Origin of the sequence: Campylobacter sp. P0085 (genome assembly GCF_002139495.1) — a bacterium.
GTDB classification, from domain to species: Bacteria; Campylobacterota; Campylobacteria; order Campylobacterales; family Campylobacteraceae; genus Campylobacter; species Campylobacter devanensis.
This window is the reverse complement of sequence record NZ_MJKB01000003.1, coordinates 239,233-259,087: the sequence shown is the minus strand read 5'-3', so window position 1 is coordinate 259,087 and position 19,855 is coordinate 239,233. Positions and strand designations below refer to the sequence as shown.

Genomic DNA, 19,855 nt, shown 5'->3' with positions numbered 1-19,855 from the left:
ATTTTGGTATTCTACAAAAATTTTGTTAAGAAAAAATTAATATGGTAAATTATTTTTGATATTCATTATCTAAAAGGAGAGCAATTACTCTCCTTTTAGGTGAATTTATTTTGATTGTATAGCTTTTTCTAGCTCAATCTGCTTAGGATATACAAAGATAGTTTTGCGATCAACACTAATTGTCTCCTTAGCATCTTTGGCATATGCATTAATTGTAATATCTATTGGAGTATCTCGTCTTGTATCATCTACTAGCGTCTGTGTTGTGCTTAATACCACAATTACTTTTTTCTTTCCACCAGCTTTTAATTTAATAGGCTCAAGCGGTCTATCGATTTTAATTCTAGTCTCATTGATATCAAAATAGTATGAATGCTCAACATTATCAGTATTTTGTATTAAAAATGTATATGCATTTTGCACTTTTGGTGTATTATCATCAAGCACCTTAATACTATAAAGTTGAGTAGCCCTATTTATATTTAATAACATATGCTCTTTTTTGGTTGTCATTAGCCCTAGCGCAATCACAGCAATAGATAATGCAATCATATAGCCAATTGTTCTAAATCTAAAATATTTAACCTTACTTCTAGTTTTAATAGCCTTAGCGCTAGTCCAATTAATTAAGCTCTCTTTGCCTAGTTTGCCCATTACCTCGCTACAAGCATCACTACATTCAAGACAGTTAATACACTCAAGCTGCATACCTTTTCTAATATCTATATGAGTTGGGCATACTCTTACACAAGCCTCACAACCTATACACTCAGCACCTGGAGTAGTTGGCTTTTTACCTAATTTTGTATGGCCATCATATAATTTACCTCCACGATTTTCATCATAAATCACCTGAATTGTATCATTGTCAAACATAACGCTTTGCACTCTAGCATACGGGCAAACATATATACAAAAATTCTCAGCCAAAAACACCACATCAAAAACTAAAAATGTTGTAATACCTATTAAAATTCCAACTAAAAGCTTATGCTCGGCTGGATTAGCAAGATAAGTAAAAAAATCCTCAGGTGGCACAAAATACCACATAAAATTACTAGCAGCTACAAATGCAAGAGCTGCCCAAATAATTACTGAGATAGTTTTTTTAATGATATTTTCATCAAATTCTTTTTGTTTATCTTTGATATTTTTGCGAATTTTAAGAATTTTAGTACAGATCAAATCCCTATAAATTACACGAAAAATTGTCTGCGGACAGCTCCAACCGCACCAAACTCTACCGCCCAAAGTAGTGAGAAAAAATATACTTAAAAATAAAATAATAAGTAAAAAAGGCATCAAATAGAGCTCTTGCATATCAAAAGCAGTAAAAAATAGATGGAGTTGCTTTTTATCAAAACTAAGTAAAAATAGATGATTGCCATTAATGCGGATAAATGGAAGCACCAAAGCGACAATCGTAACGATCAAATACCCAATATATCGCCGTTTGGTATAGTGTGTAGGCATACAAGACATTGATAATTCCTTATTGATTTTTGGCGTAATTATAACCTTATTATATTAAAATATAGTTAAATCAAATTTTATTATTTGTTTAAGAAATTTAAATTTAAGTTATTTTTGGCTATAATCACCGCTCAAATTTTAACGAAAGGTGGTGAGGATCGTGCCAGGAGTTAAGGTACATCCAAATGAGTCTTTTGATGAAGCATACAGACGCTTTAAAAAACAAACTGACCGTAACTTAGTAGTTACTGAAGTTCGTGCTAGACGCTTTTTTGAGCCTATGACTGAAATTCGTAAAAAACAAAAAATCTCAGCTCGCAAAAAAATGCTTAAAAGACTTTATATGCTTAGACGCTATGAGTCAAGACTCTAATGCCATAAAGATCGCCTCGGCGGTCTTTTTATTATTTAAATAATCCATATAAATTAAAACTTTAATATATTTTTTATAATTCATGGCGGACAGAGAGGGATTTGAACCCCCGAAGGCTTTCACCTTACACGCGTTCCAGGCGTGCTCCTTCAACCACTCGGACATCTGCCCAAAACAATAAGTAAAATAAATACTGGTTAAAAACGGATAAAACACCCACTCAAAAGAGCGAGTGTCTTTACAAAAAGGAGGTTATTTGTTTAGGAGCTTTAATTATATAATTAATTTTTTAATATATGATAAATATAAGATAAAATGAAAATAATTAAGATAAAATTTGATATAATCAATCAAAAAGGATCAAAATGCTAACACATTTAAATGAAAAAAATATACCCAAAATGGTAGATGTAGGCGATAAAGATACCACCAAAAGAGTCGCAATCGCTAGTGGCACTATCACAATGTCGCAAGAAGCTTACAATGCGATTAAACAAAACACAGGCAAAAAGGGCCCTGTCTTACAAACTGCTGTTATCGCTGCAATTATGGGTGCTAAACGCACTAGCGAGCTAATTCCTATGTGCCATCCAATTTATATAAATTCAGTTGATATCGATATAGAAGATATGCCAAATTTGCCAGGTTTTAAGCTCATTTCTAAGGTTATAACTCATGGTAAAACAGGCGTAGAGATGGAGGCTTTAAGCAGTGTTAGTATCGGGCTTTTGACTATTTATGATATGATAAAAGCTATTGATAAATCCATGGTAATTAGTGATATAACCCTAGAATCTAAAAGTGGCGGTAAAAGCGGAGAATATAGGAGAAATGATGGCTGAAATTTGCGATTTTAATGGTAAAAAACCAGAAATAATCTATCCAATATTTTGGGAATATAAGGTAATATTTGATAGTTTAAGCGATGAAAAAAGCATTATAAAAGAGTGCGTAGGTGATAGAGAATACAAACTTCAAAGCTCTCACACTAGTAAAAATGCCAAATTCAAAAGCTTTAATCTAAGCGTATTAGTAAATAACAACACAGAGCGTTTAGAGCTATTTACTCTACTTAAAAAACACTCTAAATTTGTATTATAACTCTAGCCAATTGGCTAGAGCTTATTTGATCATCTCTTTAGCGATATTAGCTACATTTGTAGCACTAAATCCAAAATATTTAAATAGCTCATCAGCTGGAGCTGAAGCACCAAATGAGCTCATTCTAAGCACATTATCAGCAAATTTATACCACTCAAGCGCACTTGCTGCCTCTACGGCTAAAATTTTAGTATTAGGCGAAAATATACGCTTGATATAATCACCATCTTGCTCGCATAAAAGCTCAAAGCAAGGCGCAGAGACGACATTTACGCCAATACCACTATTTTCTAATAATTTAGATGCTTCAAGGCATAATCCAACCTCACTACCGCTAGCTACTAGTGTAATTTGCGGATTTTGGCTCTCTTGGATGAGATAAGCACCATTTGCCACGCTACCAAATTTAGGCTCATCTAATGGATTTAATCCCTGTCTTGAACAGACAAAAGCACACGGCGCATTGAGCCTAAGCGCAACCTTCCAGCACTCTACATTTTCCACGCCATCAGCTGGGCGAAATGTATAGAAATTTGGCATTGCTCTAAATGTACTAAGCTGCTCAATTGGCTCATGCGTTGGGCCATCTTCACCTACTCCGATACTATCGTGTGTCCAGATAAAATAGTGTTTAAGCTTCATTAACGCCGCAAGTCTAGCTCCAGCTTTGAGATAGTCGCTAAATATAAAAAATGTCGCACTAAATGGAATGAAAATTCCATACCTAGCATAGGCATTACAGATAGCAGCCATAGCGTGTTCTCTGATACCAAAGTGTAGATTTTTGCCGTTTGGATACTCACCAAAGCCTTTTAACTCTGTTTTATTACTAGGTGCTAAATCCGCACTACCACCTATAAAACCTGGCAAAGCGGCGGCGATAGCGTTTAAAATTTTACCATTACTATCTCTTGTAGCTATCTTTTGAGCGTTAAAAACAGGAAATTCTATCTTGCTAAAATCAGGATTTAAGAGCGAATTTAGCAGCTCTTTTTTATCTTGGCTTAACTCGCTTACTTTCTTATCCCATAAGGCATTTGCCAAATCACCCCTTTCTAAGGCTAGATTAAACCAAAATTTCACATCATCATCTACAAAAAAACTCAAATTCGGATCAAATCCGGCCGCTTCTTTAGCCTTAGCGATAATCTCAGCACCAAGCGGAGCACCATGAGCGTGATGGCTCCCTTCTAGCTCGCCAGCACCTTTAGCGATTTTGGTTTTGGCAATTATGAGATATGGTTTTGTTTTGTTTTTGGCTTCATTTAGGGCAAATTCGATCTCATCATAGCAATGACCATCTATCTTAGCTACCTCAAATCCAGCCGCTTCAAATCTCACCTTCACATCCTCAGACCACGCTATAGTTGTATCGCCTTCGATGGTAATCTCATTGCTATCATAGATTATTACTAAATTATCCAAATTATGCTTACCCGCAAGCGCACAGGCCTCATAGCTAATCCCTTCTTGTAAATCGCCATCACCACATAGACAATAGATCTTGTGATTTATGATATCACTACCTAGCAAATTCGCAGCCGATTTAGCCGCCATAGCAAAGCCAACAGCATTTGCCACGCCCTGGCCAAGAGGCCCCGTAGCGATCTCTACACCAGCAGTCTCGATCTCGGGATGGCCTGGAGTCTTAGAGTGGAGTTGGCGAAACGCCTTTAAATCATCTAAGCTAATATCATATCCACTAAGATATAAAAAGCTATAAACCAAGCTACTAGCATGACCGCCGCTAAAGATCAATCTATCTCTATTTAACCAAGATGGATTTTTGGGATTGTGATTTAGATGAGTGCTTAAAACCGCAATTATATCAGCTAGCCCCATCGGTGCGCCTGGGTGACCTGAATTTGCTTTTTGCACCATATCAGCACATAAAAATCTTATTGTATCGGCCTGTTTTTTATACATTTCTATCCTTTTAGGTATTTGTTTATTAAGTTTGTAACCAACTCTTTTACATCTTGATTTTGAATTTGATTGATAATTTGCTTTTCTAGCTCATCTCTAGCTTCTATAGCTTTATCAACACCAAGTAAATTTGTAAATGAGTTTTTGGAACTATCATTATTTGTAGGTTTTCCGGCTTTATCGCTACTACTTGTAGCATCTATTATATCATCATGAATTTGAAATGCAAGACCTAGCTTTAAACCAGCCTTATATATATCATTAGACTCTTCATCACTTGCACCAGCTACTATTGCACCAATTTGCATACTAGCAGCAATTAATGCACCTGTTTTATGCAGATGTAAAAACTCAAGCTCATCTAAGCTTAATTTTTTATTTTCAAAATAGCAATCAATGGCTTGACCAATTACCATTCCATCAAGGCCGCCATTTTTACTTAATACTTGTATGCATTTTATAGCAATGTGTGGCGGTAAATTTGAATTAGCCAACACTCCAAATGCTGCAGTATTTAGTGCATCTCCAGCTAAGATTGCAGTAACCTCATCATATTTTACATGCAAGGTTGGCACACCACGGCGAAGATTAGCATTATCCATCGCTGGAAGATCATCGTGAATGAGCGAATATGTATGCAAAAGCTCCACAGCTAAAGCTGCTGCATATGGATCGCACAATGGATTAATGGCCTTTGCAGTGCCTATAACTAATTGGGCACGAAAATGCTTTCCTCCAGCTTTTAAAACCCAAGCAAGAGCCTCATTAAAATGCGGATGAAAACTCTCTACGCTAGGCAAATTTGATTCTAGATACTCTAGAAAGCTCATCTATTTACTCGCACAAAAAACTGAAAATCGTCTCTAGAAACTAAAATATATACTAATCCACTTTTATTTTTCATTAACTCATCTATTTTAGAAATACTTTTAATTGCTACGCCATCAATTTGCATAATCTTATCACCAGCTTTTAGTCCTAATTTTGCAGCTTTTGAATTAGCCTTAATGCTTGTAATAACTAATGATTTATTCAAGCTAGCACCAAATTCAGATGAAAATTTAGACTTTGGCTGTGTTTTTTTAATTGCAGTTTTATTACTCTCAGCTGCTTTTATATCTAAATTTTTAACTGTAATATTTGCCATTTTTACATCGTAGCTTAGTGGTTTTCCATCACGCTTTATCTCAAATTTAAGCACCGAACCCTTATCGGCAAATAGTACCATCTCATTTATTTCTCTTAAATTTTTTGGCGTTTTGCCATTTACTGAGACGACTATATCAGAGCTTTTAAGCTCCTTGCCTGAACCAAATGGATTTACACTTTGAACTTTTATAGTAGCATTATCTTCGCTAAATTTAACTCCAATATCACCATAATACACATCATCATATCGCATAAAATGCTTTAAATATCTATTTGGAATAAATTTATCATCGCCTAGGCTAATTCCTACCATTGAAGCGCAATCGCATACTAGCATTCCAACCTTACCTGTTTTAAAGCTAAGCTCATCAAATTGACCTAATTCACTACCAAAACTCTTAATATGCCCCATATTTGTAATGTTTTCTTGTAGCGTCATAACCCACATATCTTGCTTACTATCGAGCTCATCAAGCATAAATGCACCACGCAAAGAAAACCCTGGTCTAACCAAATATAGCCCTAAATATGGGTCAAATTTAATATAATCCTTTTTATTTAGTGGATTTGCCTTATCATAAACAACAGCAGCATATTCACCATTTAAAGAGATTGCTGTTTGATCTTTGTAGTTAAACTGCGACTCACGCATTTTATCATAAATCGCCGTTCTATCAGCGATTGTCGGCTCTGGGGCTGCGTGCAAAATCGCTCCAACCACTAAAATAGCAGCCAAAATCTTTCTCACCTTATACCTCCAAAACCGCCAAGTAAAGATGCGGCTGCATTTTGCTTTTCATCGTTAGCTAGTTTAATAGCATCATTCACAGCTGAAATTAGCAAAATTTGCAAGCTATCCTTATCTTCAAGCAAGGAATCATCTATGCAAATATCTAGAATTTCGGCCTTGCCATTAATCTTAACACTAATTAATCCACCGCCTGATTTACTCTCAAACTCTTTTGCGGCAATCTGCGCCTCAAATTCGCTTGCTTTTTGCTGGGCTTGAGCCAACATTTCACCCATTTTTGAAAAATCAAAATCCTTAAACATATTTAACCTTTAAATTTTGGCGATTATAACAAATGAGCCATTAAATTTGGCTTTTTTAGTCATCTATTTTATTATTTGAATCTACATGAACAATAGTTGGTTTAAATTTTTTAGCCTTTTTTACACTCATTGTAGCATAGCTAACTATTATAATAATATCACCTATACAAACCTTTCTAGCAGCTGCTCCATTTAAGCATATTTCGCCCTCTTTTTCCCCTTTTATTACATAAGTTGCAAATCTCTCACCATTATTTACATCTAAGATTTCAACCTTTTGAAATTCGATTAAATTTGCAGCCTTCATCAGATTTTCATCAATTGTAATAGAGCCTACATAGTTTAAATTTGCATCAGTTACTGTGGCTCTGTGAATTTTGCTAGCTAGCATCTGTATTTTCATTTTTATCCTTTATTGCTTAATATTTCTTTTACTATTTTTTGATCGCTAAATGGATACTTTATCCCATTTATCTCTTGATAATCCTCATCTCCCTTGCCTAAAATGAGCAAAACTTCGCCATTTTGTATATCTATTGCCCTTTTAATGGCCTCTTTACGATCGGTAATTTTAATGGTATTTGGCGGCATTTTAGAAGCGACTTGTTCTATTATTGAATTTGGATCTTCGCTACGAGGGTTATCGCTTGTTACGATTGCAACCTTAGCATATTTTGCAACTATTTGTCCCATTATAGCTCGCTTACTTTTATCTCTATCACCACCAGCACCAAAGACTACTATCAACTCTCTTTCTGTTATGGAGCTTAAAACTTTTTCTATCCCATCTGGTGTATGTGCAAAATCTACAATAATATCAGGAGATACTATCTCCATTCTACCAGCTACTCCACTAAAGCCTTTTAGAGCATTGCAAATAGATTGCATGTCTAAATTTAGCAACTTCTTGCTTGCAGCAATAACGCCAAGAGCATTATAAAGATTAAATTTGCCATGCAAATTTAGGCTTAAATTTGCTATTTCGCTCTTGCTTTGTATAGTTGCTATTATGCCATCTTTTAGCTCAAAATTACTAGCGATTATGTTGCCGTTTTTTAATGAGTAGGTAAGTGCATTTAAAGTATTATAGCTAATATTTTTATCGTCGCAATTTATAATTTTATCGCTTGAATCTGATAAAAAGCTTGATTTTACTCTAGCGTACTCATCGAAGCTTTTATGAAAATCTAAATGGTCTTGACTTAAATTCGTAAAAATTTTTAAAGCAAATTCTAGCCCTTCAATACGATTTTGCACTATAGCATGAGAGCTAACCTCCATTATAAAATATTTACAATCACATTCAACTGCTTCTTTTATATAGCTTAGAGTCTCTAGAATCTGACTAGTTGTCAACCCTTTTTTAGCAATCTGCCTACCATCTACAAATGATCCACATGTCCCGCTAATAGCACATTTATAGCCTAAATTTGAGAGGGTATGAGCAAGTAAAAACGCCGTTGTAGTCTTGCCATTTGTACCTGTAATTCCAATAATTTTTATACGTTCTTTAAGTCCTAAAATCTCTATAGCTTGTCGTGGGCTAATTAGTTTTGCTCCAGCATCTAGTGCATCATCTGCATATTTTGAATTTGAATTAGTAACTACAAAATAAGCCCCAGTCGTAACATCATTAGAATTATCAGTTAAAAATCCATTATTTAAGGCTATTTTCATCTTTATCCTTAATCTTTTCTAGCATAATTGCTAAGCGCTCATCTCCTGCAAACATCTTAGTTGAACCCTCTAAATACTTTAGTCCAATCTCCGTAAATCCATTATCTACAAGGAAATTTACCAGCTCAAAAAGCTCATCTTTATGCATAATTATGATTTTAGTTGAAAATAAAATGCTCTCAAATAGACTTTTAAAATTATTTTCATTTAACAAATTTTTAAAATCAGCATAAGTAATAGCATTTTGGCTTTCAATCTCCATATTGCTCTCTTGGGCTGAGCTTTGCATAATTTCAATCATCTCATTAAATATTTGTGTATTGTCATCTTGAGCTGGATCAAAGTATATCGCAAAGAGCGAGAAAGCATCATTTGGATTATCCTTTGCTATATCGCAAAACTCAATAAATGCAAGCAACTCATCGCTTGGCAATTTATTATACGCCATGCTAAGGCTTATTTTAGCTAGCTCAAATTGACCTTGCTTAAATAATTTTATCGCAATTTCTTTGTAATTTTGCTCCATCTATTCCCCTGGATATAGCATAAATTTAAAAAAATTTTGACTAATTATACACAAAATATAAAAAATTTAGATTAAATAGAGCCTATTTTTAGGCTCTATTAATAGAATTTATAAGTAGTTCTAAAGTTTGTGCTATAGATTTTATCATCGCTATTTATATCATCTCCTAGGTTTAAATTTCAACTTAGATTTTAGTTGCATTAGTAGATGCTATAACCACATACCAAAAGAGATAATTCAAAATTTACCATTTTCACTGCTTAAGAGTAAAAATACAGCAAAATCCTCCACTATCTTTTATAAAATATAATAAATTTTATCTGAATTTAGTTTGAAACATTGTAAGATTTTACATCTTTGATATATCAAATTCTTGACCGATTGGAATATTTACTACTGTCAATTCTGGATGAATATCGTTGCGAATCTGCTTTTCAATCCCAAATTTAAGCGTCTGACCACTTGCAGCACAGCCGTTACAATGTCCTATTAATTGCACATAAACAACTCCATTTTTAATCCCTAAAAGCTTCATACCGCCACCATCACGCTCAAGCATAGGCATTACAACTTTAAGGCTCTGCCAAACTGGTTCATATAGCTCCTCATCGCTAAATGGTATCATTATTATCCTTTTATATTTTTAATAATTATATAGCAGTATAAAAAATTTAGATTAAATGGAGCCTATTTCTAGGCTCGAGTTATTAGAATTTATAAGCAGCTCCAAAACTTGTGCTATATATTTTATCATCGCTATTTACATCAGCTCCTAGGTTTAGATTTAAACTTAGATTTTTGGTTGCATTATATGCAATTCCAGTATCAAGTGCAAAATTTGTATGTTTTTTATCATTGCCTTTGATATTAAATCCAGCACTTGAGCCTGCAAATGAGCTTCTAGTAAATCCTTCATCATTGATTAAGTCTCTTTTAATTTTAGCATTAGCATATATTGAAATTTCATCAAAGTTTTTAACCATTTCAAGACCTAGTTTAGCTTTTAAATTCTTAACTGTATTGCTCTGTACTTTTTGAAAGTCTGCTCCGGTTTCATCTTTTAGAGTGTAGTTTTGAATTTTAGAATATAGATAATCTGCTCCAATATATGGTTTAATACTTGCATTATCATTGATGGCAAATCTATAACCATAATCTAATCCTAAAGCAATATATGATGAGTTAAAATTAGACTGCAATATTTTATTTGTCCCAAAGATATTTTGAGTATAGCTTAAATCATTTTTACCATAACCTCCAGCTATATTAAAGCCAAATTCATTATTATCTAAAAAATATCTAGAATAAAGGCCAAGTTCATAGACATCGCTATCAAGCTTGATATTTTCAGTTTTGGAATTTGTATATGAGAAGTAACCACCAATTAGCAAGTCATCTATCATTCTATCATAGCCCAAGATTGCGCCGTAGATTTTTGGATTTGTGCCATCTTTAAAATCGCCTTTAGCACCTAGGGCATTTAGATAAAATGAGTTTTGATACGCAGCCATCTCATCAGCCATCATTGAAAGAAGCACACCGCTACTAACATCAGCAAATTTTTGCCCTTCAAGAGATTCGATGAAATTTGCAAGTTGGCTTGCATTTGAGCGAGTTGTAACATTTGAAATTCTTTTGCCTACTTCATTATTAGAATTATTGCTTAATTATTGTAATTCTACCATCTATTATTGGGGTTATTTTGGTTTTTTGGCTTTTGATGTAGTCTATTATCGCTTGACTAAGTAGCACTGAATTATCAAATATTTCTAAATTGCTAAATATATCTTTATAGCGCGAATCGCTATAAATCACATAATCATTAGTCGCTAAATAGTAGGTGCGATTTATATCTATGGGAGCTGAATTTAATTTAAGATTTAAAAGTTTGCCATTTTTTTTCATCTTTTTCATACAAGATAGTATGAGAAACAGCCGAAGATACTTGCATAAATGATCCGCTTCCTTGTGGCACTTTAGCAACTGCATCAAAAAGCTCTAAAAGAGTTTTACCATCAATTTTTACCACATATATATTATTTTTATATGGCAATGCTGTAAGGATATGTTCTTTTTATCTCTCCTTTTGGTAGTCCAAAGCGTATATCTCCACCATTCATCATAGTAAAATCTACACTAATATTACGATCTTTTATATATCTAACTACACTATCACAGACAAGATTGCCTATGGTGCTCTCTTGGTAGCGGGTTATATTGTTTTTAAACTCAAATTTATCACTAGAGACGCCGATAACTTCGTTTAAGCTTTGGTTTGCCTATTTTATATATAGCTTTAATATTTTAGAAATTTAGGATCGGCAACAAACTCTTGCTCTGTAATAGCCGTATCTTTCCATTGTATATCAACTAGTTTTTTATCTTTTATTATTAGTTTTGCCTTGCCTACATATTTACCCAATTCATTTGCTGAAACTATAGCGGTTTGATTAACATATAATGGAGTTTGAAATTTGGTAAGTATCTTTTAGAATTTTTATATATTTTTTAGCACTACTTATCTCATTTTTAAATATCAATTCAGAGCCTGGAGATGAACTTGACTTGGTTTGTAGAGCAGATATTATAAATATAACCCCATTTGATTTTTAAAATGTATGGTTTGTAAATTTAGAATACTTAATTAAGCAACTTGCTAGGATCTCTCCTAGCAAATAATTTTATTCAGATACTAGCTCGATATAAGCCATTTCAGCTGCGTCACCTTTTCTGGTGCGTGTTTTGATAATTCTAGTGTAGCCACCATTTCTATTTGCATATTTTGGTGCGATTTGAGTAACTAATTTGTTAGTAGCTTCTTTATCTTGTAAAGATGCAAATACAAATTTATGAGCGTTAAAATCGCCTTTTCTAGCTCTTGTAATTAATTTTTCTACGTAGCTTCTTAGCTCTTTTGCTTTTGGCAGTGTAGTTTCAATTCTACCAGCCTTTACGATTGCAATCGTAAGGTTTTTAAGCAAAGCAGCACGGTGAGAGCTAGTGCGGCCTAGTTTTCTATATCCGTGATTATGTCTCATTATCTTTCCTTCGCTTTTATGATTTTAACTCAGCTATCTTTTTTCTGAGTGATTCTTTGCTATCGCCTAGCTTATTCTCGCTAAATGGATAGCCAATTTCAGCCATTACAGCCTTAATCTCATCAAGAGATTTTTTACCTAAATTTTTAAGCTCTTTTAACTCGCTCTCTTCCATCAAAGCAAGCTCACCGATAAATTTAATCTCAGCCTTATCTAAGCAGTTAAAACTTCTAGCTGATAGATTTAAATTTTCGATGCTCTCTAGTAATTTTGAATGCTCACTAGAACCTTGAGATGATGTCATGGCCATATTTACGTCTATACTTAAAATATTATTAAATATTGCCATTTGCTTGTACATAGCCTCAATTGAGTTTTTAAACGCCTCCAAAGGTGACACCTGACCATCAGTAGTTATAGTTAAAACTATTTTTTCATAGTCTGGATTATCCTCAACTAGGACATTTTCAATCTCATAAACTGCATGTTTAACTGGTGTAAAAAACGCATCAAGAGCGATATAGCCACTCTCTACACTCTCTCTAATCTCTTCACTAGGAACATAACCGATACCTTTTTCTATTACCAGTGTAAATTTAAGCTCAGCATCTTCATTGATTGTTGCTAGATATGCTTCAGGATTTACTATACTAACGATATCGTTACATAAATCAGCGCCAGTTATCTCTTTTGGCCCTTTAAAGCTATACTCGATAACTTCATGTTCTGAGTCATTTTTTAGCTTAAATCGTAAATTTTTGAGATTTATGATAAATAGTGTTACATCTTCTAGCATACCACGCATACTATCGAATTCGTGCGATACGCCCTCGATTTTAACAGCAGTTGGAGCAAATCCAACTGTACTTGTATAAAGTAGTCTGCGAAGCGGATGAGCTAGAGTAACTGCATAACCAGTTTCAAATGGATATGCTACTATTTTAGCTACATTTTCACTTACTGGGATAACCTCTATATCAGTAGGCATGTAAGCTGATGTTGTTATCTTTCTCATCATACTCTCCTTATTATTTAGAGTAAAGCTCGACTATATATCTTTCCTCAACTGGAATGATAACCTCTTCTCGTTCTGGAATTCTAGTGAAAATTCCATATTTTTTATCTTTTTCTACATCAACCCAAGCCACCATGCCTGTTTGGTTAGTAAGCTCTATAGCACGAACGATTTGTGGGTTTTCTTTGCTTTTCTCGACAATTTCTATCTTTTCACCGGCTCTTACTCTGTATGAAGGGATATCAACTCTTTTGCCATTTACTAAGATATGGCCGTGAGTTACTAGCTGTCTTGCAAATCTTCTAGTAGATGCAAAGCCCATTCTATAAACTACATTATCAAGTCTTTGCTCTAATAAAGAGATAAGAAGTGCACCAGTATTTCCCTCTCTTCTTGCGGCTTCGGCAAATAATCTTCTAAATTGTTTTTCACTTACGCCATACATAAATTTAGCTTTTTGTTTCTCTCTTAATTGTAAGCCATATTCGCTTACTTTAGCTTTTCTTTGTCCATGTTGGCCTGGAGCGTATGGTCTTTTTTCTAATGCGCTCTTGCCAGCTAGTCTTCTTTCGCCTTTAAGTGCAAGAGATACACCTAGGCGTCTTTCTAATTTTTCAACTGGTCCTCTATATCTTGCCATTATAATTCTCCTAAATTCTATCTACAATTACACGCGGCGGCGTTTTGGTGGTCTGCAGCCATTGTGAGCTAGAGGAGTTATATCTTTTAGATATAGCACCTTAATTCCTTCTACTGCGCCGATACTTTTAACTGCTGTTTCTCTACCACTACCTGGGCCTTGGACTTTGATGCCTACTTCTTTAATGCCATGCTCTTTAGCTTTATTTAATGCATCTTCTACAGCTTGTTGAGCTGCGTATGGGGTTGATTTTTTGCTACCTTTAAAGCCTAAGCCACCAGCACTACTCCAAGCAATAGCATTACCCATCTCATCAGTAACCGTAACCATTGTATTATTAAATGTAGCAGAAACATATACAATGCCTCTAGCTATATTTTTTTTAACTACTTTTTTCTTAATTACTTTTCTCTTTGCCATATTTTATCCTTATTTAGTAGCAGCGCCAACAGTTTTTCTTCTGCCTTTTCTAGTTCTTGCGTTTGTTTTTGTTTTTTGACCACGCACTGGCAGACCTTTTCTGTGTCTTAAGCCTCTAAAGCTACCTAAATCCATTAAAGCCTTAATATCCATAGCTACACTTTTTCTTAGATCACCTTCGACCATATAGTGCTCTTGGATCTCTTTTCTGATCGCAGCAGCTTCATCTTCACTTAGCTCATAAACTCTCTTGTCATAAGAGATACCTACAGCATCAAGAATTTTTCTTGAAGTATATAGCCCTATACCATAGATATATGTAAGGCCATACTCAACTCTTTTTTTCTTTGGTAAATCAACACCTGCAATACGAGCCATACCTTATCCTTGTCTTTGTTTATGTTTTGGATTTTCGCAAATTACATGAACTATGCCTTTGCGTTTGACAATTTTACATTTGTCACACATCTTCTTTACAGAAGGACGAACTTTCATCTGAGTCTCCTAAAAATTATTTACCACTTTTACTAGACTGCACTTAGGTCTAAGAACACGCCTAAACCAACTATTTTCAAAACAAGTGGCACGCTTTGAAAACACTTCTTTATCCAGTTTGGATGCAAAGCGCAAAATTGTATCTAAAATTGGCTTTAAAATTTATAAATTTGAATTTAAATCAAAATGGGATTACGATTAACAGAGCCGTAGCCCTGTTAAAAACTTAAGAGTTTAAAAACTTTTCTAAATCCGCTTTTGGATCTTCGCTGATTAGTGATAAATTATATTTTTCTACTAAGAAATTTAATATCTCGCTATTTAAAAATTTTGGTAAGCTAGGCCCTATATGGATATTTTTCACACCTAAATATAAGAGTGCTACTAATATTATTATAGCTTTTTGTTCCATCCACATTAACACTATTGAAAGTGGCAAGTCATTGATAGCTATTCCTGTAGCTTCGCTTAAAGCCATAGCTATTTTTACTCCGCCATTGCTATCATTACACTGACCCAAATCTAAATATCTTGGGATATTTGTCCCTTCAATTAAGCCAAAATCTATATCATTAAATCTAAATTTACCACAACTTGAAGTCAAAATCACACAATCTTTTGGCACGCTAAGAGCTAGCTCTCTATAATACTCTCTACCCTTACCTGGCGCATCGCATCCTGCTATAACAAAAAATCTGCGAATTTTACCACTTTTAATTGCCTCTAAAATCTCACCGGCCATAGGCAAAACAGCCTTATAGTGATGGCCTGTGCTGATTACTTCATCGCTATCAAAGCCGCTTACATCATCAAGCTCTAAAGCCTTATTAATTAATGGAGTAAAGTCGTCGCCGATAATATGAGCTATGCCTTTAGTGCTAGCAATATCATATCCAAACAATCTATCGCTATACTTGGCACTTTTGCGAAGTGGGACAATACAATTTGTAGTCATCAAAATAGCCCCATTAAATTTATTAAAAAGCTCAGTTTGGTCAAACCAAGCTTTACCTAAATTCCCTTTTAAATGAGGATACTTTTTAAGCTCTGGATAGCCATGAGCTGGAAGCATTTCAGAGTGAGTATAGATATTGATCCCTTTGTCTTTGGTCTGTTCTAATAGCTCTTTTAGCGCATGAAGATTATGTCCGCTTACTAAAATAGCTTTGCCTTCTGCTCTGTTTTGAGTGATTTTTACAGGAGTCGGAATACCGAATTTGCTTGTATGAGCATTGCTTAGAATATCCATAACTTCTACTCCGGCTTTGCCTACTTTTAGCAATTGTTCAATATGCTGATCAAAGTTAAAATTCATATTTGTAAGTGTAAAATACAGGGTTTGAGCCATTACATCATCTACATTTTTTGTATTAGCCCCTAATTCATTTGCGTGGTGGCGATATGCGCTTAGACCCTTTAGGGCAAATATCATCATATCTTGTAGTCTTGCTAGCGTGGCGTCTTTACCACAAGTTCCCATACTTTGCCCTTTAGAGCCACATCCATCATTAGCACTCATCTCGCATTGATGACAAAACATCTCTAAATCCATAAAAATCCTTTAAAATAAATTAAATTTGGATTTTATAGAATTTTTATATTTTTGTATGTAATCGCTTCACACAACTAAACAAATTTCACCTCTTGATAGGGTTAAAAATCCATTTTTTTCTAGCTGTTTGAGATTTTTAGATACGCTCTCTCTTGTTACGCCTAGATGATTTGCTATTTGCTGATGAGTTATTTTTATGCTGTTATTTATAGCATTTTTATTGATAAATTCAATCAACCTATCACGAAATGGTATAGTTTTGCTTTTTGAAGCTACCTCTATACTCTTAGCAAATTGCTTAGCAAAAATAGTCAAAATATACTCACTAAGCTTAGGATATTTCTCCCTTAAATTTCTAAAAATATTATCTGGGATTGCGATAATTTCTAAATCGCCAAGAGCTTGAAGATTTAATTCTAATTGAAGTGATTTTTGAGTACAAATTTGGCATATTACCCATTCATCACCCTTTTCAAGGGTGAGAATTGTCTGCTCTTGAGAGCCAAAAATAGTATAAACTCTAAGAGACCCAGAGCCTATAATCAGCAGTCCATAATGGCTCTTTGTAAGGGAGCTACCATCGCTAAATTTTTTAATTTGTAAAGATTCTTCTATCTCATCTAAATCTTGCGAAGATACACCAAATCTTTTAAGCTTATCTTTTAAAATCTCTATCATAGATTATTTATAACGATATGTGATTCTGCCTTTATCTAGACTATATGGTGTAAGCTCCACTTTAACCCTATCACCTGGCATTATTTTGATATAGTGCATTCTCATCTTGCCTGCAATGTGGCATAAAATCACATGCTTATTATCTAATTCTACTTTGAAAGTGGCATTTGGTAGGGCTTCAACTACATTGCCATCAATCTCTATAACATCATCTTTTGCCAAATTTATTCCTTTCGTTATTATCAGCTATTACAAATTTAAAGAAAATTAAATTGAATTTAAATTTCTTTAAACTCAAAGCAACCTTTAGCTAACGCTACTTAAAATTTCAGCCTTGCCATTTATCACAGCTACGCAGTGCTCATAATGGCTAGTTCGCATACCATCTACGCTAGTAACAGTCCATTTGTCTGCGGCAATCTTTGGGGTGCCATCTTTTTGACAAATCATCGGCTCGATACAAAAGACCATACCATTTCTAATCTTTGGCCCAGCTTTTGGGGTTGTCCCTTCTAAATAATTTGGAATTTCAGGCTCTTCATGTGGTTTGCGACCTATACCATGACCACAAAAGCCCTTCAAAGGCACATACCCACGAGATAGTATAAATTGCTCCAACTTATAGCATAACTCTTTAAAATGCATACCGACCCTAATCTCATCAATAGCATAATACAAAGCATCTTTGCTACAAGCTATCAAATCTTCATCGCTTTTTGAGATATTGCCTACTGGATATGTCCTAGCACTATCACCAAAAAATCCATTTAAATTTGAACCGATATCAACTGAAACTATATCGCCATCTTGTAAAATATAGCCATTTGGAATTCCATGAATCACAACCTCATTTACGCTGATACAAGCTGTATTTGGAAAGCCGTAAAGTCCTTTAAAAGCGGGTTTAGCCCCAGCAGAAACTATCATATCTTCGCAAATTTTGTCAATTTCAAGTAGCGAAATTCCGGGCTTAATAATAGTATGGAGATGATCTAGAGTAGCTGCGACTATCTTATTAGCCGCACGCATACTCTCTATCTCTTTTGGAGTTTTTATACCTATAGCCATTTTATAGCCCAACCGCACTTAGAGTTTGATATTTACTCATATAGACTTGAGCTTCTATCTTTCTCATAGTATCAAGCGCTACTTGAACTACAATCAATACAGATGTACCACCAAAATAGAAAGGAACCCCCATAAATTTAACCAAAACCCAAGGCAAAGTAGAGATAAGACCAAGATATATAGAACCAGTTAAGGTAAGTCTGCTAGCTACTTCATTTAAGAAGTTAGCGGTGCTTTCACCAGGTCTAACACCAGGGATAAATCCGCCTTGTCTTTTTAAATTTTCGCTTATGTCTTTTGCGTTAAATGTGATTGAAGCATAAAAATATGCAAAAAATAGAATAAACAAAAATGTTAAAATATTGAAAAAATAGCTATTTGGATTTAAAAAATCATTGATAGCTACTATAAACTCATTTGTACTTGCTTGTAAAATTGTCCCTGGGAACATTAAAATAGCACTAGCAAAAATCGGTGGAATAACACCACTTAAATTTACTTTAATAGGGATGTAATTCATTATTCTCTTATTTTGATTTTGCATAACAGTTTTACGAGAATATGAAATAGGCACCCTTCTTTCGCCCATCTCTACATATATTACCACACCAACAGTAGCTAGGATAATCAAAGCAATTGCTATAACTACTAAGAAATTTAACTCGCCGGTATTGACTAGATCAATTGTCCCGCCAATAGCACTTGGGATACCACTTACGATACCAGCAAAGATTATAAGACTAATACCATTACCAATACCTCTTTGAGTGATCTGCTCACCTATCCACATAAGTAACATCGTGCCAGTTAGCATAGATACGCAGCTAATTCCGATAAATAAATTCGTATCGATCATTATCGCACTAGATCCATCTTTGCCAGTTAGACTTTGTAATCCGATGCTTACGCCTATAGCTTGTATCACGGTAATTACGATAGTAGCATAGCGGATAATCTGCATATATTTTTGCATACCATCACGCTCTTTTTTCATCTTGCCTAAATTTGGAAATGTAGCAGCTAAAAGCTCCATAATAATTGAAGCAGTGATATAAGGCATAATGCCTAGCGAAATAATGCTTAAACGCTCAGCAGCACCGCCGCTAAACATATTAAACATACCAAGCGCATTTGAGCTATTTGAAGTAAAAAATTCCCTAATAACATCAATATTTACACCAGGCACTGGCACATAAGCCAGCACCCTGTAAGCAAACAAAAATCCAAGCGTAATTAATATCTTGTTGATTAATGCTCTGTTCATTAGCTATTTCCAGTTGCCTTTATATTCTCATCTTTTATTTTACTTGCTAAATCTTTAGCACCAGCACCAATGAGCTTAACTTTTTTAATGCTGTTTGAGAATTTATGTACTGTTTTAAGAGTATCTAGTGTAATTTCGCTTAACTCTTTAATAGCAGGATTTTTATCAACGCTAATCGAATATGGTTTTTCAAATTTAGAAGTAAAGCCTACTTTTGGTAGTCTTCTTTGAAGTGGTTGTTGGCCACCTTCAAAGCCTCTTTTTTCGTTATAACCTTTTCTAGCTGTTTGACCTTTACCGCCTTTTGTAGCCGTTTTACCCCAGCCACTACCTTGACCACGACCGATTCTTTTAGTGTTGCGAGTTGAGCCAGCAGCTTTTTGTAAATTTTCTAGTCCCATGCTCTC

At 34.5% G+C, this 19,855-nt stretch carries 27 protein-coding genes, 1 tRNA gene and 1 pseudogene; 3 read left to right on the top strand and 26 right to left on the bottom strand.

Annotated features, from left to right (window positions below):
- Positions 1-105: 105 nt before the first annotated feature.
- A complete protein-coding gene (gene ccoG / locus CIGNP85_RS05020) occupies positions 106-1,482 on the bottom strand; it encodes a cytochrome c oxidase accessory protein CcoG (RefSeq protein WP_086287214.1) in 1,377 nt (458 codons plus the stop codon).
- 151 nt (positions 1,483-1,633) lie between these two features.
- Here ccoG and rpsU point away from each other — a divergent pair, with 151 nt between their 5' ends.
- On the top strand, positions 1,634-1,846 hold the full coding sequence (gene rpsU, locus CIGNP85_RS05015; protein ID WP_002848116.1) for a 30S ribosomal protein S21: 213 nt from the start codon (positions 1,634-1,636) through the stop codon (positions 1,844-1,846).
- A gap of 83 nt (positions 1,847-1,929) precedes the next feature.
- On the opposite strand, the gene CIGNP85_RS05010 is transcribed toward rpsU, so the two are convergent.
- Positions 1,930-2,017, bottom strand: a tRNA-Ser gene (locus CIGNP85_RS05010).
- A 194-nt stretch (positions 2,018-2,211) separates the two neighbouring features.
- On the opposite strand from CIGNP85_RS05010, the gene moaC reads away from it, so the two are divergent.
- Both moaC and CIGNP85_RS05000 read left to right on the top strand, forming a co-directional pair.
- The gene (moaC, locus tag CIGNP85_RS05005) at positions 2,212-2,688 is read left to right on the top strand and encodes a cyclic pyranopterin monophosphate synthase MoaC (protein ID WP_086287212.1); all 477 of its coding nucleotides are present in this window, start codon (positions 2,212-2,214) and stop codon (positions 2,686-2,688) included.
- Positions 2,681-2,947, top strand: a complete 267-nt coding sequence (locus CIGNP85_RS05000; protein ID WP_086229567.1) for an HP0495 family protein — start codon at positions 2,681-2,683, stop codon at positions 2,945-2,947. Before moaC ends, CIGNP85_RS05000 begins: the two co-directional genes overlap by 8 nt.
- 21 nt (positions 2,948-2,968) lie before the next feature.
- On the opposite strand, the gene tkt is transcribed toward CIGNP85_RS05000, so the two are convergent.
- From tkt to rplO, 24 genes and pseudogenes are all read right to left on the bottom strand, one after another.
- Positions 2,969-4,873 carry a transketolase gene (gene tkt / locus CIGNP85_RS04995; RefSeq protein ID WP_086287211.1) on the bottom strand — a complete coding sequence of 635 codons (1,905 nt, stop codon included), beginning with the start codon at positions 4,871-4,873 and terminating at the stop codon, positions 2,969-2,971.
- Between the two features lie 2 nt (positions 4,874-4,875).
- A complete protein-coding gene (locus CIGNP85_RS04990; RefSeq protein WP_086240945.1) occupies positions 4,876-5,703 on the bottom strand; it encodes a polyprenyl synthetase family protein in 828 nt (275 codons plus the stop codon).
- On the bottom strand, positions 5,700-6,770 hold the full coding sequence (locus CIGNP85_RS04985) for a DUF7488 domain-containing protein (protein ID WP_086252326.1): 1,071 nt from the start codon (positions 6,768-6,770) through the stop codon (positions 5,700-5,702). The genes CIGNP85_RS04990 and CIGNP85_RS04985 overlap by 4 nt, the downstream gene beginning before the upstream one ends.
- The gene (locus tag CIGNP85_RS04980; RefSeq protein ID WP_086226570.1) at positions 6,767-7,075 is read right to left on the bottom strand and encodes a YbaB/EbfC family nucleoid-associated protein; all 309 of its coding nucleotides are present in this window, start codon (positions 7,073-7,075) and stop codon (positions 6,767-6,769) included. Before CIGNP85_RS04980 ends, CIGNP85_RS04985 begins: the two co-directional genes overlap by 4 nt.
- Before the next feature lie 55 nt (positions 7,076-7,130).
- Positions 7,131-7,478, bottom strand: a complete 348-nt coding sequence (panD, locus tag CIGNP85_RS04975; protein WP_086226571.1) for an aspartate 1-decarboxylase — start codon at positions 7,476-7,478, stop codon at positions 7,131-7,133.
- 2 nt (positions 7,479-7,480) lie between these two features.
- Positions 7,481-8,752 (bottom strand): UDP-N-acetylmuramoyl-L-alanyl-D-glutamate--2,6-diaminopimelate ligase, encoded by a 1,272-nt coding sequence (locus CIGNP85_RS04970; RefSeq protein WP_086229571.1) that lies wholly within the window; start codon positions 8,750-8,752, stop codon positions 7,481-7,483.
- Positions 8,733-9,278 (bottom strand): hypothetical protein, encoded by a 546-nt coding sequence (locus tag CIGNP85_RS04965; protein ID WP_086226573.1) that lies wholly within the window; start codon positions 9,276-9,278, stop codon positions 8,733-8,735. Before CIGNP85_RS04965 ends, CIGNP85_RS04970 begins: the two co-directional genes overlap by 20 nt.
- Positions 9,279-9,627: 349 nt before the next feature.
- A complete protein-coding gene (locus tag CIGNP85_RS04960; RefSeq protein ID WP_086229572.1) occupies positions 9,628-9,903 on the bottom strand; it encodes a NifU family protein in 276 nt (91 codons plus the stop codon).
- An 82-nt stretch (positions 9,904-9,985) separates the two neighbouring features.
- Entirely contained in the window at positions 9,986-10,816 is an 831-nt protein-coding gene (locus tag CIGNP85_RS04955) for an autotransporter outer membrane beta-barrel domain-containing protein (RefSeq protein ID WP_086287209.1), read from the bottom strand.
- Between the two features lie 118 nt (positions 10,817-10,934).
- Positions 10,935-11,192 carry a hypothetical protein gene (locus CIGNP85_RS04950; protein WP_179187368.1) on the bottom strand — a complete coding sequence of 86 codons (258 nt, stop codon included), beginning with the start codon at positions 11,190-11,192 and terminating at the stop codon, positions 10,935-10,937.
- Positions 11,152-11,494: pseudogene (locus tag CIGNP85_RS08620) on the bottom strand (5'-nucleotidase). Before CIGNP85_RS08620 ends, CIGNP85_RS04950 begins: the two are co-directional and overlap by 41 nt.
- 80 nt (positions 11,495-11,574) lie before the next feature.
- Positions 11,575-11,700 carry a hypothetical protein gene (locus tag CIGNP85_RS08605; RefSeq protein ID WP_272888184.1) on the bottom strand — a complete coding sequence of 42 codons (126 nt, stop codon included), beginning with the start codon at positions 11,698-11,700 and terminating at the stop codon, positions 11,575-11,577.
- 259 nt (positions 11,701-11,959) lie between these two features.
- Positions 11,960-12,316, bottom strand: coding sequence for a 50S ribosomal protein L17 (rplQ, locus tag CIGNP85_RS04935; RefSeq protein ID WP_086225410.1), 357 nt, complete (start codon positions 12,314-12,316; stop codon positions 11,960-11,962).
- 16 nt (positions 12,317-12,332) lie between these two features.
- Positions 12,333-13,331 carry a DNA-directed RNA polymerase subunit alpha gene (locus tag CIGNP85_RS04930; RefSeq protein ID WP_086225409.1) on the bottom strand — a complete coding sequence of 333 codons (999 nt, stop codon included), beginning with the start codon at positions 13,329-13,331 and terminating at the stop codon, positions 12,333-12,335.
- A gap of 13 nt (positions 13,332-13,344) precedes the next feature.
- Positions 13,345-13,971, bottom strand: coding sequence for a 30S ribosomal protein S4 (gene rpsD, locus CIGNP85_RS04925; protein ID WP_086225408.1), 627 nt, complete (start codon positions 13,969-13,971; stop codon positions 13,345-13,347).
- A 27-nt stretch (positions 13,972-13,998) separates the two neighbouring features.
- On the bottom strand, positions 13,999-14,391 hold the full coding sequence (gene rpsK / locus CIGNP85_RS04920) for a 30S ribosomal protein S11 (protein ID WP_086225407.1): 393 nt from the start codon (positions 14,389-14,391) through the stop codon (positions 13,999-14,001).
- A 9-nt stretch (positions 14,392-14,400) separates the two neighbouring features.
- Positions 14,401-14,769: a 30S ribosomal protein S13 gene (rpsM, locus tag CIGNP85_RS04915; RefSeq protein WP_086225406.1), complete on the bottom strand. Its 369-nt coding sequence runs from the start codon at positions 14,767-14,769 to the stop codon at positions 14,401-14,403.
- Between the two features lie 3 nt (positions 14,770-14,772).
- Complete coding sequence (rpmJ, locus tag CIGNP85_RS04910; RefSeq protein WP_002848032.1) at positions 14,773-14,886, bottom strand: 50S ribosomal protein L36; 114 nt, start codon at positions 14,884-14,886, stop codon at positions 14,773-14,775.
- 226 nt (positions 14,887-15,112) lie between these two features.
- Positions 15,113-16,438, bottom strand: a complete 1,326-nt coding sequence (hcp, locus tag CIGNP85_RS04905; protein WP_086232674.1) for a hydroxylamine reductase — start codon at positions 16,436-16,438, stop codon at positions 15,113-15,115.
- A gap of 66 nt (positions 16,439-16,504) precedes the next feature.
- Positions 16,505-17,116 (bottom strand): Crp/Fnr family transcriptional regulator, encoded by a 612-nt coding sequence (locus CIGNP85_RS04900; protein WP_086234752.1) that lies wholly within the window; start codon positions 17,114-17,116, stop codon positions 16,505-16,507.
- A gap of 3 nt (positions 17,117-17,119) precedes the next feature.
- Positions 17,120-17,338 carry a translation initiation factor IF-1 gene (gene infA, locus CIGNP85_RS04895; RefSeq protein WP_009649712.1) on the bottom strand — a complete coding sequence of 73 codons (219 nt, stop codon included), beginning with the start codon at positions 17,336-17,338 and terminating at the stop codon, positions 17,120-17,122.
- A gap of 84 nt (positions 17,339-17,422) precedes the next feature.
- A complete protein-coding gene (gene map, locus CIGNP85_RS04890) occupies positions 17,423-18,184 on the bottom strand; it encodes a type I methionyl aminopeptidase (RefSeq protein WP_086225403.1) in 762 nt (253 codons plus the stop codon).
- A gap of 1 nt (position 18,185) precedes the next feature.
- Positions 18,186-19,448, bottom strand: coding sequence for a preprotein translocase subunit SecY (secY, locus tag CIGNP85_RS04885; protein ID WP_086229577.1), 1,263 nt, complete (start codon positions 19,446-19,448; stop codon positions 18,186-18,188).
- A complete protein-coding gene (gene rplO / locus CIGNP85_RS04880; RefSeq protein ID WP_086234753.1) occupies positions 19,448-19,849 on the bottom strand; it encodes a 50S ribosomal protein L15 in 402 nt (133 codons plus the stop codon). Before rplO ends, secY begins: the two co-directional genes overlap by 1 nt.
- Positions 19,850-19,855 lie beyond the last annotated feature (6 nt).

What these genes read in the sequence shown, in the direction of transcription:
- ccoG (WP_086287214.1), bottom strand. Translation starts at nt 1,482, where the DNA reads ATGTCTTGTATGCCTACACACTATACCAAACGGCGATATATTGGGTAT.
- moaC (WP_086287212.1), top strand. Translation starts at nt 2,212, where the DNA reads ATGCTAACACATTTAAATGAAAAAAATATACCCAAAATGGTAGATGTA.
- CIGNP85_RS05000 (WP_086229567.1), top strand. Translation starts at nt 2,681, where the DNA reads ATGGCTGAAATTTGCGATTTTAATGGTAAAAAACCAGAAATAATCTAT.
- tkt (WP_086287211.1), bottom strand. Translation starts at nt 4,873, where the DNA reads ATGTATAAAAAACAGGCCGATACAATAAGATTTTTATGTGCTGATATG.
- CIGNP85_RS04990 (WP_086240945.1), bottom strand. Translation starts at nt 5,703, where the DNA reads ATGAGCTTTCTAGAGTATCTAGAATCAAATTTGCCTAGCGTAGAGAGT.
- CIGNP85_RS04980 (WP_086226570.1), bottom strand. Translation starts at nt 7,075, where the DNA reads ATGTTTAAGGATTTTGATTTTTCAAAAATGGGTGAAATGTTGGCTCAA.
- panD (WP_086226571.1), bottom strand. Translation starts at nt 7,478, where the DNA reads ATGAAAATACAGATGCTAGCTAGCAAAATTCACAGAGCCACAGTAACT.
- CIGNP85_RS04970 (WP_086229571.1), bottom strand. Translation starts at nt 8,752, where the DNA reads ATGAAAATAGCCTTAAATAATGGATTTTTAACTGATAATTCTAATGAT.
- CIGNP85_RS04965 (WP_086226573.1), bottom strand. Translation starts at nt 9,278, where the DNA reads ATGGAGCAAAATTACAAAGAAATTGCGATAAAATTATTTAAGCAAGGT.
- CIGNP85_RS04960 (WP_086229572.1), bottom strand. Translation starts at nt 9,903, where the DNA reads ATGATACCATTTAGCGATGAGGAGCTATATGAACCAGTTTGGCAGAGC.
- CIGNP85_RS04950 (WP_179187368.1), bottom strand. Translation starts at nt 11,192, where the DNA reads ATGAAAAAGATGAAAAAAAATGGCAAACTTTTAAATCTTAAATTAAAT.
- rplQ (WP_086225410.1), bottom strand. Translation starts at nt 12,316, where the DNA reads ATGAGACATAATCACGGATATAGAAAACTAGGCCGCACTAGCTCTCAC.
- CIGNP85_RS04930 (WP_086225409.1), bottom strand. Translation starts at nt 13,331, where the DNA reads ATGAGAAAGATAACAACATCAGCTTACATGCCTACTGATATAGAGGTT.
- rpsD (WP_086225408.1), bottom strand. Translation starts at nt 13,971, where the DNA reads ATGGCAAGATATAGAGGACCAGTTGAAAAATTAGAAAGACGCCTAGGT.
- rpsK (WP_086225407.1), bottom strand. Translation starts at nt 14,391, where the DNA reads ATGGCAAAGAGAAAAGTAATTAAGAAAAAAGTAGTTAAAAAAAATATA.
- rpsM (WP_086225406.1), bottom strand. Translation starts at nt 14,769, where the DNA reads ATGGCTCGTATTGCAGGTGTTGATTTACCAAAGAAAAAAAGAGTTGAG.
- rpmJ (WP_002848032.1), bottom strand. Translation starts at nt 14,886, where the DNA reads ATGAAAGTTCGTCCTTCTGTAAAGAAGATGTGTGACAAATGTAAAATT.
- hcp (WP_086232674.1), bottom strand. Translation starts at nt 16,438, where the DNA reads ATGGATTTAGAGATGTTTTGTCATCAATGCGAGATGAGTGCTAATGAT.
- CIGNP85_RS04900 (WP_086234752.1), bottom strand. Translation starts at nt 17,116, where the DNA reads ATGATAGAGATTTTAAAAGATAAGCTTAAAAGATTTGGTGTATCTTCG.
- map (WP_086225403.1), bottom strand. Translation starts at nt 18,184, where the DNA reads ATGGCTATAGGTATAAAAACTCCAAAAGAGATAGAGAGTATGCGTGCG.
- secY (WP_086229577.1), bottom strand. Translation starts at nt 19,448, where the DNA reads ATGAACAGAGCATTAATCAACAAGATATTAATTACGCTTGGATTTTTG.
- rplO (WP_086234753.1), bottom strand. Translation starts at nt 19,849, where the DNA reads ATGGGACTAGAAAATTTACAAAAAGCTGCTGGCTCAACTCGCAACACT.